Raw genomic sequence first — 13,856 nt, 5'->3', positions numbered from 1 at the left:
CCACCCCGCGCCGTGGGGGGTGCGGCGGGTGTCGCGCGGGGGGTGCAGCGCCGCCCCGGGGGGCGCCGGGGCGCCCGTTACGGCGACGGCGGCACGCATGACGAAGCGACCGGTTTGGAGATCGTTGAATTGCTGCGCGTCCACGATGTTGCCGCCATTGGCGGCCAGCGCGCCCGCCACCTGCGCGACCAGCCCGGGCCGGTCATCGCAAGCGAGGCTGAGCACGAAATTTCCGGATGAGGTGTCGGCGGGCATCTGTGTCATGGCTTGATCCTGTCGGCGTGGGCGGCGACGTAGCGGTTGATCCATTCGACCGTCCGCGCAAGCCCGCCAAAGGGATAGAAATGGAGCCGTACCGCGCCATGCGCGGGGGTGAGCCCCTGTTCCAGCGCCGCGACCAGCTTGTCCGGCCCGGCCGAGCCCATCAGCTGGGTAAGCGAGGCGCCATAGCGCGCCATGACCGCCGCAGACGCGCCGACTCCGCACCGTGCGGCATAGCGGACCAGCGTGCCGATACCCGCCGGCCCGGGCACGCCGATCCGCACCGGACAGTCGAGGCCGCGCGCACGCAGATCCTCAAGCCAGCGCAGGAAGGGGCCGGCGTCGAAGCCGAACTGGGTGACGATCAGGGTGGCGATGCCGCGGCTGGCCAGCGCGTCATGCTTCTGCTGCAGGAAGGACCAGCGCGCCGCCGCGTCCATGGTCGGGTGATCCTGCGGGTGGCCGGCAATGCCGATCGCGACGATGCCGTGCCGCTCGAAAATGCCGGTGCGGATCAGCGCCATCGTATCGGGGAAGGGGCCGGCGGGGACGGGCGGATCGCCGGCGACGAGGAACATACGGCGGACGCCGGCCTCCGCCACGCAGCGGGCGACCATCTGCTCCAACTCGTCATGGGAGGTGATGCGGCGGGCTGACAGATGCGGCATCGGTTCGAACCCCAACGACCGTACGGTCGCCGCCGCCTCGATCCGTGCCGCCATTGTCTCGTTGGGGAGAAAGGTGATCGCGACCGGCGTCTCCGGCGCGATCCGCGCCGCGGCCTCGACCAGAGCGGGGCGATCCTTGGCGGTCATTTCCAGCGAATAACCGTCGGTCATGTCGCGCGGCGGGCGCAGCCAATTGGGGTGGATGACCGCGCTATCCATGTCGCTGCTCCTCTCCTGCGCCGCGTCGGGGCCACGACTTTGCTCTAGCCCTTTCCATCAAATTCGCATACACGAATTTTCATGATGACGAAAAATCAGGTCGGTGAGGAAGCCAGCGAACCGCTGCTGCTGCTCCCCGGATTGATGTGCGACAGCCGGATCTTCCAGGCGCAATCGGCGGCTTTTCCGCAAGCACGGGTCATAGCCGATTCGGGCAAGGAGCGCAGCCTGGGCGAGATGGCGGAATGGGTGCTGGCCGCTGCGCCCCCACAGTTCGCCTTGCTGGGCCATTCCATGGGCGCCCGTGTCGCGCTGGAGGTCGTTCGCCGTGCGCCGGAGCGGGTGCAGCGGCTGGCGTTGGTCAGCACCGGCGTACACCCGGTCGCGCAAGGCGAGGCCGAGAAGCGCCATGCCCTGCGCGATCTGGGCCGCAGCCAGGGCGTGGCGGCGCTGGTCGATGCGTGGTTGCCGCCGATGGTCGCGCCCGACCGGGTCAACGACGTGGCGCTGATGACGGCCTTGCGGGCCATGTGCACGTCGGCCGGCCTGGAACGCTATGAGGCCCAGGCCGCCGCTTTGCTGGCGCGGCCCGAGGTGGAGCCCCTGCTGCCCTCAATCGCGGTGCCGACACTGGTCGCGACCGGCAGCGAAGATCGCTGGAGCCCGCCAGCGCAGCATCAGCGGATCGCCGCGGCGATCCCGCAGGCCGACCTGCAGATCATCTCTGGCGCCGGCCACATGCTGCCGGCCGAGGCGCCTGACGCGCTGAACGCCGTCGTCGCGCGCTGGCTGGCCCGTGCCGCGTGATCGAACCCATATCCCCAAGGAGAGAATGATGACCGCGACGAATCTTCAGCAGTTGCTCGATGACAGCGGCGACCTGGTCGAGCTGTTGCGCAACCAGCAGACCGGCCCCAATGTCTATCCCGGCGTACCCGGGGAATATTCCAACTGGCGCGATGAGCAGCTGGCCTGGGCGAGCAAGGCAGTGCTGTTCAACCAATCCTTCCACATGGTGGATCTGGCGGTGCAGGGGCCGGACGCGTTCGCAATGCTGAACCATCTGGGCGTCAACAGCTTCAAGAATTTCGTGCCCGATCGCGCCAAGCAGTTCGTGCCGGTCACACCCGATGGCTATGTGATCGGCGATGTGATCCTCTTCTATCTCGACGAGGGATCGTTCAACCTGGTGGGGCGCGCGCCGGTGATCGAGTGGGTGGAATATCACGCGCAGACCGGGAAGTGGGACGTCACCGTCTCCCGCGACGAGCGCACCGCGGTGCGCCCGGACCCGCAAAATCGCCGCCATTATCGCTTTCAGCTGCAGGGGCCGAATGCGATGGCGGTGCTGGAAAAGGCAATGGGCGCCACCCCGCCCGACCTTAAATTCTTCCACATGGCGCGCATCCAGATTGCAGGCCACGAAGTGCGCGCGCTCCGCCACGGTATGGCCGGCCAGCCCGGCTATGAGCTGTTCGGGCCGTGGGCGGACTATGACGTGGTGCGCAATGCCCTGATCGAGGCGGGCAAAGATCATGGGCTGACCTTGGTCGGCGGGCGGACCTATCCGTCCAATGCGATCGAATCCGGCTGGATCCCCTCACCGCTGCCGGCCACCTATACCGGCGAGGCGCTGAAGCCCTTCCGCGAATGGCTGTCGGCGAACAGCTATGAGGCGAAGGCTTCGATCGGCGGCAGCTATGTGCCCGACAAGATCGAGGGTTATTATCTGACGCCGTGGGATCTGGGGTATGGCCCCTTCGTCAAGTTCGACCATGATTTCATCGGCCGCGCGGCGCTGGAGAAACTGGCCGATCAGCCGCATCGCAAGAAGGTGACGCTGGCGTTGGACAATGCCGATCTGATGCGCGTCCTCTCCTCCCAATTCAGTCGGGAGGGGCGCGCCAAATATATGGACTTTCCGTCGGCGGTCTATTCCATGCATCCCTATGATCAGGTGCTGAAGGATGGCGCTCTGGTCGGCCTGTCGACCTGGGTGGCCTATAGCGCCAATGAGGGCCGGATGCTGACGCTGGCGATGGTCGACGAAGCCGTGGCGGCGCCCGGCACGCAAGTGACCTTGCTGTGGGGCGAGCCCGACGGCGGCACCCGCAAGCCAACGGTCGAGCGCCACGTCCAGACAGAGATCAAGGCGACCGTCTCGCCCGTGCCTTATTCGGAAGTGGCACGCGATTCCTACGCCGAAGGATGGCGGACGCGCCAATCGCTCTGACGGCAGGGGCCGGGCCGGCAGACCCGGCCCGCATCGCTACCTCGCCAGCAGGGCGGTGGTGGTGTGGAGCAGGGCGATCGCGCGCTGCTCCACATCCGCATCGAAGCGGACGATCGGCACCGCGATGGCGAAGGCGCCGACTGCCTCGCCATTGATCACCACCGCGCGCGCGATGCCCTGAATGCCGGGTGTGCTTTCTTCGCGCGTCTTTGCGATGCCAGTCTGGCGAACCTGGGCGATTTCACGCCGCAGCGCATCGGCGTCGGTAATGGTGGACGGCGTCACCGATGGCCGGCGCACCTCCGCCAAATAGCGGTCCAGCGCGTCGTCGCTCCAGGTGGCGAGCAGCGCCTTGCCGGCGGAATAGCAGTAAAGCGGCGTGATGCTTCCGGTCTGCACCGCATAGCGCAGCGCATGATCGCTGCTTTCGGTCACCACCGCCTCCATCTCCCAACCGCGCGGGACAAAGAAGGAGACAGTCTCGTTGATCTGCAGGCGCAGCGACCGCACCAGCGGTGCGCTCCGTTCGATGATCGAGAAATCATGCGTACGCGCCTGCAGTCGCTCCAGCCCTGGGCCGGCGGTGTAGCGCCGCCCGTCGCGCGTCAGATATTCGCGGTCGACCAACGTATTCAGCAGATAGGACAGGCTGCTGACGGGAATAGCGAGCACGGCGGCAATCTCTTGCGCCACCACCGGCCGATCGCGCGCGACGACATATTCGATGATGTCCAGTGTGCGCATCGCCGACTTCACGGGTGAGGAAATCGGATCGGCCATCCCGGACATTAGGCAGATATGAGCGCGCGCGCCAATGGCTTAGCGGGGTGCGGGCCAGATGCGGCGACGCCAGCGCTCCACCAGCAGGATGGCAGCGGCGCCTGCGGTATAAGCGAGCAAATCCTGGGGGTCGAAGCCGGTGCCGAGCACGATCCGCGCCCACCGGATATGCTCAAGACCCAGCCGGTCGACATAATGGAGAGCCTGCCCGAACTCGACCAGGAAGGCGATCGCCAGTGCGCATGCGGTGGCCGTGCCGACCCGCAAGCGCGTGATCGTGCGAAGGCCGCAATAGACGAGCACCACCGCCAGACTGTCGCCAAGATAGGGGCGAACAAGCCGGTCATGGACGAACAGTGCGATCATGACCTCCAGCAGGAACACCGCAATCGTAGCGATACCATAATAGAGATAACGGATGATGCGATTGCCCTTCTTCTGCGTCCACGTCGAGATTAGCCAAGGACTGAAAGGAACAATAGAGGCAAGCTGAGTTTGCGCTTTCCGTCTGCCGACGGGGGGCGGGCGGAGGATGTGCTGATCATTATCTGATAGAGAATAGCTAATGCGACTAGAAGTCATGGTTTCATCATGGAACTGTTGAACGCAGATTCCGTTGCTGATCAGTTGAGCGCGTGAAGTGATGCTCAGCCATGAACAGGGGAATGTCATGCTGAAGATCCATGCCTTAGGTGCTTTTGCGGTCATATCAAGCTTCGGGGTTGCCTCGCCCGTTCTGGCCGCCAATCAGTTCGACCTGGTCTGCAAGGGCAAGGAGCAGAAGCGCACCGGCGCTCCGGCGACTGCCTGGAGCGAGCGTTACCGGATCGATCTCGACGCCAAAAGATGGTGTCGCGGCGCCTGCAAGACGGCCACCGAAATCAGTTCCGTGACGGCGGATGACATCGTGCTGTTGGACAGCCGCGCCGCGATCGGCGGGCCGGGTGACGTCGAAACGAGCCTGTCGCGCACCAACGGCACGGTGAAGGAATATATCGCAATGGGCTGGTCCGGATCGGCCGCCAGCCTTGCCGAAGGCAAATGCACCCGCGATCTTTTCAGTGGGCTGCCAGGGCAGCGTTTCTAGGCGCAGCCTGCTGCCTTGGGGAAGATCAACGCAGTCCCAGGCGCTCCGCCGTGGCGGCGAAATGGGAATAAGGTTGCGTGGGCGGGATGATCTCCCGCCCACGGCGATCGATCACGCCCCACCGGCCGCCGGACATATAAGAATGCTCGCCGTCGTCGACCGGTGTCTCGACACAGCCGGTGCAGACGATGGCACGGCCATGGCGGAATGGCTCCGCGGCGGTGTAGCGGGTGACGAAACGAAGGCGCAGTCGTCGATCAACGAAGGCCAGGCGGCCCTTCACAATCGCTCGGGCAAGACCTTCGGAAAAGGGATCGGGGCCGTTGTCGAAGGTTACCATTTGGACCATGCGCCCGTCGCGGCGGCGATAGAACCAGCCCTTTCCGGCAATCGCGATCGACGCAAGTCCATGGTCGTAGGCTAGGTCGGCAACGACCTGCGGGGCCAAGTGTGGCAGACCCGACCCGTGGCTTGCGCAATGGTCCACCGGAGTCAGTTCGATCGGCCCGCTATAGGAGCAGCCAAGCGGATAAAGGAGCGCGTCGCCATCCGGACGTGGGGCGGGGGCGGACGATGCGGCCAGCACCGTCAGCAGCAGGATCGCGAGCATCGGTCACTCCGGCACGGCCATTGCGAGCGGCAAAGGATAGGGCCGACAACCGCCTAGGTACAGCGGACATGGCTTGACCGGCGGTCCAAGCGGCTGCCACCCGACCAGGCAGAATGACAGGGAGAACATGATGTGGGGTTTAGCGATGTTGTTGGCCGCGGCCGCAAGCAATTGCGGTGATAAGGACAATCAGACGGCAATGAACATGTGTCAGGCCGAGGTGGCCGCCCGTGCCGACGACGAGATGAACCGCGTATGGAAGCAAGTCTATCCGGCCATGCAGCGCGAGGACCGCAGCTATGACCGGCCGAAACTGGAAGGTGCTCGCGAGCCCGGATATGCCGCTGCGTTGCTGGCATCGCAGCGCGCCTGGCTGACCTTTCGCGAGGCGCAATGTCGCATCGAAAGCTACGAATGGCGTGGCGGATCGATGCAGGCGCTTCGCGAAAGCCAGTGCCGGACCGACGTAACGCTGGCCCGCATCCGGCAGCTGCGCGCGACCCTGTCCTATTTCACCGCCAAATAAGCCAACGTTGGACTAGACAGGGTCGGACGGGGGTGCCGGGCGGCTGACCGTGGCGCGTGGAAACATGCGACGGGTCTGGCGGACAATCGCGCGGATGCCGAAGAACAGGATCGTGAAGACGATCACCCAGGGCAGCGCCGCGGCGAGGAAATAGATGAGCGCGGACACGCTGCTGGTCGTCGTTTCACCCGCCGCCGCCAGCGCGTTGCCGACCTGCTCGCCGAACCCGGCGGCCGTGTCATAGACGACCGTCACCGGCGACATGACCACCCGTTCCCGCACCTCCGCCAGGGCGGCCTGATTGTCGGCTGTAGGCTTGGCCGCGGCTTTGTTCTCGCTCGCGGCGATCTGCTTCGACACATCTTCCGCTTCGAAATCGCGCGACTTCAAGGCGCCGCCCGCGGCGGCCACGGGAGCGATCAGCGCGGTCCCGAACTGCCGCGCTTCGCCGCTGGCGACCAGGAAGTTGATCGACCCGCTGGAGCTCGTCTGATTGGCCGAGCGGTGCATCTCTTGCAGGCGGCAGCGGGCAGCGCCCATTTGATCGCACATGGCAATGTGCCGGTCCTGGATCTGCGTGATGGCTTTGCTCGGCATGCCGAAACGATAGGTATAGCCGTAGGCAACGTTTGATCGTCCCTCCATCTCGACCATGGAATTGTCACCAGCGGTGATGACCCTGTCGTCGCGCCGGCTGCAGGCGGAGAGCGACAATGTGATCAACAGGATTATCGGGAGCTTCGTCCTCATCACAACTCATCCTGTTCTGTTTGCACGGTTAATTCGGTCGGCTGTTACCTTGGATATACTAAGCGGATGGCGGGCGCGAGGGGCAAGGATCGTGGTGGCGGAATCAACGTTGTTCCTGATCACAAGGGTCAGCAAGGAAGGGGTGGCGGGATCATGGCGGAGTTTCGCGCAAGCACCCCTGCCTGGCTTCATCGGGCCTGGAGCAGGGTCGATGTCTATGCATGGATCTTGCTGTTTCCCGCCCTCATGATCGGCATCGCGCTGTGGGAACGACCACGCAACGTCGAGACGCTGCGCCTGTACAGCGCCGCCGTGCAGGGCCTGCCGCACACCGTCGCGGAATTGCATAGGATCGAAGCGCGCGATCCGACCGCCACGATCGCAAAATGGAATGGTCGGGAGCAGGAATTCGTATCGCCGGCATTGGCCGCCGTGGCGGCGGAGCAGGCCATTCCGGTCGCGGAGCGGGGCGTGTGGCTGTCCCATGTTCGTGCGCCGCTGCCGCGGATCGCTATGGCAGGGGGTCTGTTGGCGCTGCTGTCCGGCGGGGCCGGGCTGCTGATCGCGGCGCGGGCGGGGGCGATCGCGCGGCGATCGCGCAGCCACCTTATCGACAGCTTCTCGCGCGTGCACCGGATCTTGCCCTTCCTGCTCGGCGGCGTTGTCGTCGGGCTCGCCTGCGCGATCGTCGCGATCTGCCTGTTCGAGGCCATCGGCGCCTGGTTCTGGAGCCGGAACGGGGACGTGGATCCCCGCATCTTCCTGATTGCGGCCATGTTCGGCGGTGCCGCCGTCTATGGCGCCTTCCTGGCGCTGCGCGGCCTGCGCGACATACTGGCGCTCAACACGTCCGAAACATTCGAGGAATCGGGCCGCATCGTGGGGGAAAGCGAAGCGCCTGGGCTTTGGCAGGTGGTCCGCTATCTGGCGGAGCAGCAGAAGGCGTTGGTCCCGGACGCGATCGTCGTTGGCCTGGATGGCGGCTTCTATGTCACGGAGCGGGCGATGCGGATCCAGCCCGGCGGGCAGCTGCTGGACGGGCGCACCCTGTATCTACCGGCGCCCTATCTGGAGATGATGGACGATGAGGAGCTGGCCGGCGTCATCGGCCATGAGCTCGCCCATTTCGTCGGCGAAGATACATCCTACAGCCGTCACTTCACCCCCATCTATATGGGGCTGGAAAATGCACTGATCGCCATGGGGCAGGCGACGGCGCGGGTCTCCAGCACCTACCCCGCATACCGCCTGGGCTTGCATATGTTCGAGCGGTTCGATCATGCGGTGAAGCATTGGGGCCGCTTGCGCGAATTCGAGGCGGATCGGCTGAGCAGCCTGGCAAGCGGCCCACGATCGATCGCCAAATCCTTGATGCGCGTAAGCGTGATTGCGCCCGTCGTCGCTGTCGCACTGGAGCGAGCCTTCGCCGAGCCTGCCGGCGAGGCACGCGACCTGATCGCCGATATGCTCCGCCTGGTGCACGACCATGGCTGGCCGGATATCGCCGATCATCTGGAGGATCGCGCCGTCCATCCGACCGACACGCATCCTTCGACGCCGCAGCGGATCAAGGCCTTGAAGCTCAGTCTGGACGACGGCTTGACGGCTGTCGCGACACGGCCGCCGATCGGGCCGTTGCCGAGCCCCGGCGCCCGGCTGTTCGCCGACTGGCTGGGGCTGCGCCGTGCGCTGAGTGCCGACTTCCAGGCCGCCGCGCGCCAGGCCCATGCGGCGCATCGGGCGCATCTGCAGAATAGGGCGGCCGCTGTCGGGCAGGAGGAGGTGAAGCTCTACGAAAAGAGCGCGATCATGATTGGCGTCTATATCTTCATGGCGGCGATCTTCGGCATCCCCGCGCTGCTCGTCGCGATGTTCTTGGCCAATGGTACGATTACGGACGATCGGCTGACCTGCGCCATCTTCGCCGCCGTCATAGGCGTGATTGGAGCCGGCGGTCTGGCAATGGCCGTCCGCCTGATCCGGCGTTATCGCACCCCGGTCTTCGTTTTCGGCCCAGACATGGTGACGGTGAAGAACCTCTCCCAGCCGTTACGATGGCTCGACATCGAATATTTCCAGGTGGGCGTGCGCTACGCGACCGCCGTGATGTTCGGGCTGGTGCCCGATGCGCCGCTGCCCAACGCCATCGGCGCGCTGACGCGTACGCGCGTCAGGAAGAAGCAGCGCACCATATCTGTCGTATTTTACGGGATACGGGGGATGCGGCGCGCCGATCTGGTTGAATCGTTTAACCGCTATCTCAACGCCGCCCATGCGCGCCGCGCGTTGGAGGAAAGCTATACCGGCCTGCCGGAGGGGGCGCCGTCCTGAGCCTGTCTTGGAAGGGCACGGCTGTCATTGCGGTTGCATCTGCTTGATGGTGACGATGACAAGGATGACCATCGCGACGATCAGCGCGGCCGCGGCCCAAAGCGCGTAGAGCGGGCCCTTGCGGCGCTCCCCCGTGGTCGCCTGCATCAGTCCGACCGCAACGGCCACGCCGCCGAACAGCAGGATGGTTCCGAACAGTGCCAGCACCAGGCTGGCGACATGCTGCGTGGCGTTGAAGCGCGATCCGTCGGCCGTTTGTGCCGGTGCCGCCAGCAGCATGGGCGCCATGCGCCATGTCACGATACCCATCAGCACGAGGATGAAGAGGCCGGCGACGGTAGCGATCACGCCGCCAATCTTCACTTTGCGCGCCTCAGCGTCGGCGGCGGCCGAGATGCGCGGCTGGATGCGATCATTATGTGGTGAAACGCGATGCGGATCGGTCATACCTGTTCTCCCAACGCTCGATCCGGCCGTGCGCCGTCGCCGAGCTGATCCGGGTCTACATGGATCGGCGGAACATCCGGGAAATATAGCCCGTAATATTCGGATGGTCTTATCTGCGGATGGGTCGGGAAGTCGATATAGGGCGCGCTGCAGTGGGGGCAGCGGAACGGGTTCAGATAGGTGAAGCCAGTGCCGTCCGGAGCGCGCGGCAAGCGCGCCTCCAGTCGGCGCAGGGCGGAGGCATCAGGCTGGCTAAGTGCGGCCGGGGCGCCATCGGCCTGGCTGTCGATGGTCAACGTGTAACGGCCCGATGCCGAGTAGAAATAGGCCCGGTTGGAAAAACCCGCATGGAAGGAGCGGACGAGGAGGCTGCGGTGGCAGACATCGCATTCACAGCCGAGCAGGATGTTGCCCGGCGTGATCGTGCCGGAAAAATGCAGGCCCCGCGCGAACAGGCCTTGGCCGGTGAGATCCGGCACCGAAGGGGCGCCGGCTAGGAAGAAAGGCTGGAAGCGGACGCCGATATCCTCATCGCCGAGCGGCGCTCCCGCCGCATGCGTCGGCGCGGCGGTGACGACGGCATCGGCCTGGCAGCCGAGGCTGGCGTGAACCCGCACGCTGAGATGAAGCCAGGCGGGTCCATCGGGCAGCGCGTGCCGATGCGAGGTTCCGGCCGCGTCGACGAACTCCACCAAAGCTGCGCCCGTGACGGGCACGTCCGGCGTGATTTCGCACGGCACTTGATCGGCACGGACGACCGCGACGTCCTTGCCATCGACCAGGATCTTCAAAATTCCGTTCACGCATGACCCCCACCGATAAATTCCTCATTCCCGCCCGCGTGGCGGTCATTCGGCCGACGTATCGAGAAGCTTCACGACAGCCGGCTTGTTCCGATGGAGTTTGCGTAATTGTGCCGCGTCCCTGTCGATCCTGTCGCAGCGAAGGCGGCGGATGGCGGCCTCAATCTCCCGGCCGCGCGCGGCGTCATAGGGGTCTTCCCCCGCCCAATGTTGGCATTGTTCGCGCCTTGCGAGGAGGGCTTTCACGTCGGCGGGCGGCAGCGCAGCGGCCGCGGTAGTGGCGAGCCATAAGGCGATCATCGGCATCGTTGCTTCCATCCAGCGACAGTGTGGAGAAAACGATCTCGCTCCACAAATATCCCAGCATGATCGTAGCAGCACTAATGGATGGCTTCCTGGGGGCATATTTCTAGCGATATTGATGGCGCGGCAGTCCGTCGGAGCTAGGGCGAGGAACCTCAACATAGACCAAGCTTTATCCGCGAATAAGGTCCGGAGAAGGAGTCGCGGGATGGAGGCACGTCGATGCGCACATATTGCTTCGGTGCTGTGCCTGTTAAGCTTCGCTGCCGCACCCGCGCTCACCGCGCCGCCGACATCTTCCGTGCCGGTTCATTATGGTGGCTTCCCTGAACAGGATGCCTGCAGCGACTTCGTGGTGGTTTCCGGCCTCGATCCCAAGGGAGACAATTATCTGTCCGTGCAAAGCGGGCCCGGCGGCAAACCTTACCGCCAGCTGGACCGCGTTCACGCGGACCAGCGGCTGCTCGTCTGTGAAGAAAAAGGCATGTGGCTGGGCGTGGTATACGCGAAGGGCAACGATGGAGACGGTTGCGGCGTCTCGTCGCCTCGGGCGCAACGGGCCGTCTATCGGGGGCCGTGCCGATCCGGCTGGGTGTCGAAGAAATATGTCATGTCGCCGGGCTAAGCGATGACACTCAGGCGCGGCCTGCGGGGGCAGAAGCAAGGATAGCTGAACATATGGCGATATTCGGGCGTACTATTCCCAATCGGATTGCCGGCGGCCGCAGATTGCTCTGCTGTACCTTGGCCTGCGCGGTGGCGCCGGCAGCATTGTCCGTCCCCACATCCTCGGTCGTGGCAGCACCCGCAGCTGGCTGCCGCGTGCAGCCGCCCGTCGATGTTGAGAAGGGCGTCACGACGTGGCTGGGCCCGTGCCGCAACGGTGTCGCCGAAGGGCTAGGCGTCGTGCGGATTCAGCACCAGCTCGACTGGAGCTTGTTTCTCGGGCGCGTCGCCGGCGGCAAGCCGGTAACCGGGGCCTTGTATCTCACGCCGCAGAATTTGGTTGCAGCGACCCGCTTCGATAGCGCCGGGCATGTCGTGTCGGGCGATAATCCGGCGGCGGACCATCAGGCGTTCCTGCTGGGCGCGGCAGTGGCGAAACAGGCCGCAGTGCACTTTACTGCTGAGAAGAATGCGCGCTCCGCTGCCTTTTACGCACGTATCGCGGCAAGTCTGCCAAAGGCGACGAGCGCCACCGGTTATCTGGCGGGCACCGTTGCCGCACACACTGCGGCGCTGGCGAGGCTGCGCGCCGCGCTGACCCAGGGCGGCAAGCTCGACGGCCGCCCGATCACCGCTGTCCTGCCAAGCGGCCATTGCGGCACCGTCATTGCTTGGGCAGGCGGATCCCATCGCATCGATTGGACGGTCCAGAATGATGGCGAATATATCGATGGGCCGGACGTGCGCATCGCCGTGCATGACAATGGAGGCCCGCAACGCATGCTGAGCTTCCCGCGTCGCGTGACGCCCGCCGTCAAGCAAGCGCGCGGTGCGTTCCTGTGGGCCTGCGCGCCGGAATGAACCAGCGGCCGCGTTCCGTCTAACGCTGATAGGCGGGCGGCGGCAGCGGGATCGGATCAGGATTGCGCGCAACCCACGCCACCGCCAATTCCATCATTCCTTCGCAATCGCCGCCGTTGCGATCGATGCCAGCGACGATTGCGTCGGCTTTCGCCAAGTCGGCTGGCGGCAGCGGCGTGCCGGATGCGACATGCCGGCGCCATGCTTCCACCATCGATCGGAACTGCCGATCCCAATTGACGCCGCCATTGCCGTCCAGCTCGCGCGCGATCCGGCCGGCGATACGGATGACCTCACCCTGCACGGTCTGGGCGGCGCCTTGTGACGGCACCAGCAGCTCCCACAATTGCTGGTGCGCATCCTGCCAGCGCCCCGCCGTGACAATGATCGGCGCCTTGCCGTCGTGCATCAGCCGGCGCGGCACGGGCGGCACATCGAACAGGGCATAAAGCCGGTGCAGCGCGGCATCCGTGGCAGCGAGGCTGTCCTTGTTGAAGCCGGCGCGATGGAATTCGAACTGCTCGCCGATGCGGGTTACGAAGGCGGGCATGCGATCGGTGATGCGGGCACCGGCCTCGAGCATTATCGCGGCGAGATCAGCCACCCCTTCGATCTGCGCATTGCTGCATCCGCGCAGCGCGATCTCCAGCGGGGTAAAGCCCTGTCTGTCGAGTGCGTCGACCTTGGCGCCATGCGCGAGAAGGCGTTGCACATTGCGGCTCAGGGCGCTCATCGCAGCGCGGTGAAGCGGTGCGCCGCGGCCGCCTTCGCCGTGATTTACGTCGGCGCCAAGCTCGACCAATATGTCCAGCCGGCCCTGCCAATGGCCGGCTCGCGCATGTAATGGCGTTTCGCCATAGATGTCTTCGGCATTCACATCCGCGCCCTGTTCGACCAGCCAGCGCGCCAAGTCGTCGGGGCAATCGTTGAAGGCGAGCGCCGTCCGTTTGGAATAGCCGCCGCGGGCATCGACGTCGCAGGTGGCAAAGACCGCCTGCAGATCGGCAAGATCGGCCGTCTTCAGCATGTCTTCGAAATCTTTCGGAAGCGTCTTCCTTTTCTTCGCCATGCTTCACCCGATCCTTCGATGATTCAAGCCATGTGCAACGTCGCGCGGGCGCAACGCCGTGCCAAGGACATCGGCCCCAGCCAGGGCGGATATACGAGGGCGCGCCACCCTGCGCTGCATCCCGGTCAGATCCTGGTGAAGTCGCCGCACGCGCGCGCGGCGGCAAGCGTCGCCGCGCGCCCGAAGGACCAAAACAGTGGGCCGCCCACCCGCGTCGCGACGCAGCCGAACAGGCCGATGAA

At 65.1% G+C, this 13,856-nt stretch carries 17 protein-coding genes; 7 read left to right on the top strand and 10 right to left on the bottom strand.

Annotated features, from left to right (window positions below):
- Positions 1-264: ACT domain-containing protein (locus ACOJSI_RS09420; protein ID WP_420138020.1), on the bottom strand; the 264-nt coding region annotated here is incomplete at its 3' end.
- On the bottom strand, positions 261-1,148 hold the full coding sequence (locus tag ACOJSI_RS09415; RefSeq protein ID WP_420138019.1) for a methylenetetrahydrofolate reductase: 888 nt from the start codon (positions 1,146-1,148) through the stop codon (positions 261-263). The genes ACOJSI_RS09420 and ACOJSI_RS09415, both read right to left, overlap by 4 nt.
- 81 nt (positions 1,149-1,229) lie before the next feature.
- On the opposite strand from ACOJSI_RS09415, the gene ACOJSI_RS09410 reads away from it, so the two are divergent.
- Complete coding sequence (locus ACOJSI_RS09410; RefSeq protein ID WP_420138018.1) at positions 1,230-1,955, top strand: alpha/beta fold hydrolase; 726 nt, start codon at positions 1,230-1,232, stop codon at positions 1,953-1,955.
- A 28-nt stretch (positions 1,956-1,983) separates the two neighbouring features.
- Positions 1,984-3,381, top strand: a complete 1,398-nt coding sequence (gene desA / locus ACOJSI_RS09405) for a syringate O-demethylase (RefSeq protein WP_420138017.1) — start codon at positions 1,984-1,986, stop codon at positions 3,379-3,381.
- A gap of 36 nt (positions 3,382-3,417) precedes the next feature.
- Here the strand turns inward: desA and ACOJSI_RS09400 are convergent, their stop codons facing one another.
- The gene (locus tag ACOJSI_RS09400; protein WP_420138016.1) at positions 3,418-4,161 is read right to left on the bottom strand and encodes an IclR family transcriptional regulator; all 744 of its coding nucleotides are present in this window, start codon (positions 4,159-4,161) and stop codon (positions 3,418-3,420) included.
- A 39-nt stretch (positions 4,162-4,200) separates the two neighbouring features.
- Positions 4,201-4,527, bottom strand: coding sequence for a DUF2809 domain-containing protein (locus tag ACOJSI_RS09395; RefSeq protein ID WP_420138015.1), 327 nt, complete (start codon positions 4,525-4,527; stop codon positions 4,201-4,203).
- A gap of 304 nt (positions 4,528-4,831) precedes the next feature.
- On the opposite strand from ACOJSI_RS09395, the gene ACOJSI_RS09390 reads away from it, so the two are divergent.
- Complete coding sequence (locus ACOJSI_RS09390) at positions 4,832-5,248, top strand: hypothetical protein (RefSeq protein ID WP_420138014.1); 417 nt, start codon at positions 4,832-4,834, stop codon at positions 5,246-5,248.
- Between the two features lie 25 nt (positions 5,249-5,273).
- On the opposite strand, the gene ACOJSI_RS09385 is transcribed toward ACOJSI_RS09390, so the two are convergent.
- The gene (locus tag ACOJSI_RS09385; RefSeq protein WP_420138013.1) at positions 5,274-5,858 is read right to left on the bottom strand and encodes a WG repeat-containing protein; all 585 of its coding nucleotides are present in this window, start codon (positions 5,856-5,858) and stop codon (positions 5,274-5,276) included.
- A 127-nt stretch (positions 5,859-5,985) separates the two neighbouring features.
- Between ACOJSI_RS09385 and ACOJSI_RS09380 the strand changes: the two genes are divergently transcribed.
- The gene (locus ACOJSI_RS09380) at positions 5,986-6,384 is read left to right on the top strand and encodes a lysozyme inhibitor LprI family protein (RefSeq protein ID WP_420138012.1); all 399 of its coding nucleotides are present in this window, start codon (positions 5,986-5,988) and stop codon (positions 6,382-6,384) included.
- Between the two features lie 12 nt (positions 6,385-6,396).
- Here the strand turns inward: ACOJSI_RS09380 and ACOJSI_RS09375 are convergent, their stop codons facing one another.
- On the bottom strand, positions 6,397-7,134 hold the full coding sequence (locus ACOJSI_RS09375) for a hypothetical protein (RefSeq protein WP_420138011.1): 738 nt from the start codon (positions 7,132-7,134) through the stop codon (positions 6,397-6,399).
- A 228-nt stretch (positions 7,135-7,362) separates the two neighbouring features.
- Here ACOJSI_RS09375 and ACOJSI_RS09370 point away from each other — a divergent pair, with 228 nt between their 5' ends.
- Positions 7,363-9,465, top strand: a complete 2,103-nt coding sequence (locus tag ACOJSI_RS09370; RefSeq protein WP_420138010.1) for a M48 family metallopeptidase — start codon at positions 7,363-7,365, stop codon at positions 9,463-9,465.
- A 24-nt stretch (positions 9,466-9,489) separates the two neighbouring features.
- Here the strand turns inward: ACOJSI_RS09370 and ACOJSI_RS09365 are convergent, their stop codons facing one another.
- Genes ACOJSI_RS09365 through ACOJSI_RS09355 form a run of 3 tightly spaced genes read right to left on the bottom strand, consistent with a single transcriptional unit; the run spans position 9,490 to position 11,021 of the window.
- Positions 9,490-9,912, bottom strand: coding sequence for a hypothetical protein (locus tag ACOJSI_RS09365; RefSeq protein ID WP_420138009.1), 423 nt, complete (start codon positions 9,910-9,912; stop codon positions 9,490-9,492).
- Complete coding sequence (locus ACOJSI_RS09360) at positions 9,909-10,715, bottom strand: hypothetical protein (protein WP_420138008.1); 807 nt, start codon at positions 10,713-10,715, stop codon at positions 9,909-9,911. Before ACOJSI_RS09360 ends, ACOJSI_RS09365 begins: the two co-directional genes overlap by 4 nt.
- A gap of 45 nt (positions 10,716-10,760) precedes the next feature.
- Positions 10,761-11,021 (bottom strand): hypothetical protein, encoded by a 261-nt coding sequence (locus tag ACOJSI_RS09355; protein ID WP_420138007.1) that lies wholly within the window; start codon positions 11,019-11,021, stop codon positions 10,761-10,763.
- 205 nt (positions 11,022-11,226) lie between these two features.
- On the opposite strand from ACOJSI_RS09355, the gene ACOJSI_RS09350 reads away from it, so the two are divergent.
- Both ACOJSI_RS09350 and ACOJSI_RS09345 read left to right on the top strand, forming a co-directional pair.
- The gene (locus ACOJSI_RS09350; protein ID WP_420138006.1) at positions 11,227-11,643 is read left to right on the top strand and encodes a hypothetical protein; all 417 of its coding nucleotides are present in this window, start codon (positions 11,227-11,229) and stop codon (positions 11,641-11,643) included.
- 53 nt (positions 11,644-11,696) lie between these two features.
- Positions 11,697-12,545, top strand: a complete 849-nt coding sequence (locus tag ACOJSI_RS09345; RefSeq protein WP_420138005.1) for a hypothetical protein — start codon at positions 11,697-11,699, stop codon at positions 12,543-12,545.
- Between the two features lie 19 nt (positions 12,546-12,564).
- Here the strand turns inward: ACOJSI_RS09345 and ACOJSI_RS09340 are convergent, their stop codons facing one another.
- On the bottom strand, positions 12,565-13,614 hold the full coding sequence (locus tag ACOJSI_RS09340) for an ankyrin repeat domain-containing protein (RefSeq protein WP_420138004.1): 1,050 nt from the start codon (positions 13,612-13,614) through the stop codon (positions 12,565-12,567).
- Between the last annotated feature and the right edge of the window lie 242 nt (positions 13,615-13,856).

It is taken from the genome of Sphingomonas sp., from assembly GCF_048595155.1.
Lineage (GTDB): Bacteria > Pseudomonadota > Alphaproteobacteria > Sphingomonadales > Sphingomonadaceae > Sphingomonas_I.
The sequence above is the reverse complement of the archived record's forward strand: the minus strand, read 5'-3'. Positions and strand labels throughout refer to the sequence as shown.

What these genes read in the sequence shown, in the direction of transcription:
- ACOJSI_RS09400 (WP_420138016.1), bottom strand. Translation starts at nt 4,161, where the DNA reads ATGGCCGATCCGATTTCCTCACCCGTGAAGTCGGCGATGCGCACACTG.
- ACOJSI_RS09395 (WP_420138015.1), bottom strand. Translation starts at nt 4,527, where the DNA reads ATGATCGCACTGTTCGTCCATGACCGGCTTGTTCGCCCCTATCTTGGC.
- ACOJSI_RS09375 (WP_420138011.1), bottom strand. Translation starts at nt 7,134, where the DNA reads ATGAGGACGAAGCTCCCGATAATCCTGTTGATCACATTGTCGCTCTCC.
- desA (WP_420138017.1), top strand. Translation starts at nt 1,984, where the DNA reads ATGACCGCGACGAATCTTCAGCAGTTGCTCGATGACAGCGGCGACCTG.
- ACOJSI_RS09365 (WP_420138009.1), bottom strand. Translation starts at nt 9,912, where the DNA reads ATGACCGATCCGCATCGCGTTTCACCACATAATGATCGCATCCAGCCG.
- ACOJSI_RS09390 (WP_420138014.1), top strand. Translation starts at nt 4,832, where the DNA reads ATGCTGAAGATCCATGCCTTAGGTGCTTTTGCGGTCATATCAAGCTTC.
- ACOJSI_RS09355 (WP_420138007.1), bottom strand. Translation starts at nt 11,021, where the DNA reads ATGCCGATGATCGCCTTATGGCTCGCCACTACCGCGGCCGCTGCGCTG.
- ACOJSI_RS09410 (WP_420138018.1), top strand. Translation starts at nt 1,230, where the DNA reads ATGATGACGAAAAATCAGGTCGGTGAGGAAGCCAGCGAACCGCTGCTG.
- ACOJSI_RS09340 (WP_420138004.1), bottom strand. Translation starts at nt 13,614, where the DNA reads ATGGCGAAGAAAAGGAAGACGCTTCCGAAAGATTTCGAAGACATGCTG.
- ACOJSI_RS09350 (WP_420138006.1), top strand. Translation starts at nt 11,227, where the DNA reads ATGGAGGCACGTCGATGCGCACATATTGCTTCGGTGCTGTGCCTGTTA.
- ACOJSI_RS09345 (WP_420138005.1), top strand. Translation starts at nt 11,697, where the DNA reads ATGGCGATATTCGGGCGTACTATTCCCAATCGGATTGCCGGCGGCCGC.
- ACOJSI_RS09385 (WP_420138013.1), bottom strand. Translation starts at nt 5,858, where the DNA reads ATGCTCGCGATCCTGCTGCTGACGGTGCTGGCCGCATCGTCCGCCCCC.
- ACOJSI_RS09415 (WP_420138019.1), bottom strand. Translation starts at nt 1,148, where the DNA reads ATGGATAGCGCGGTCATCCACCCCAATTGGCTGCGCCCGCCGCGCGAC.
- ACOJSI_RS09380 (WP_420138012.1), top strand. Translation starts at nt 5,986, where the DNA reads ATGATGTGGGGTTTAGCGATGTTGTTGGCCGCGGCCGCAAGCAATTGC.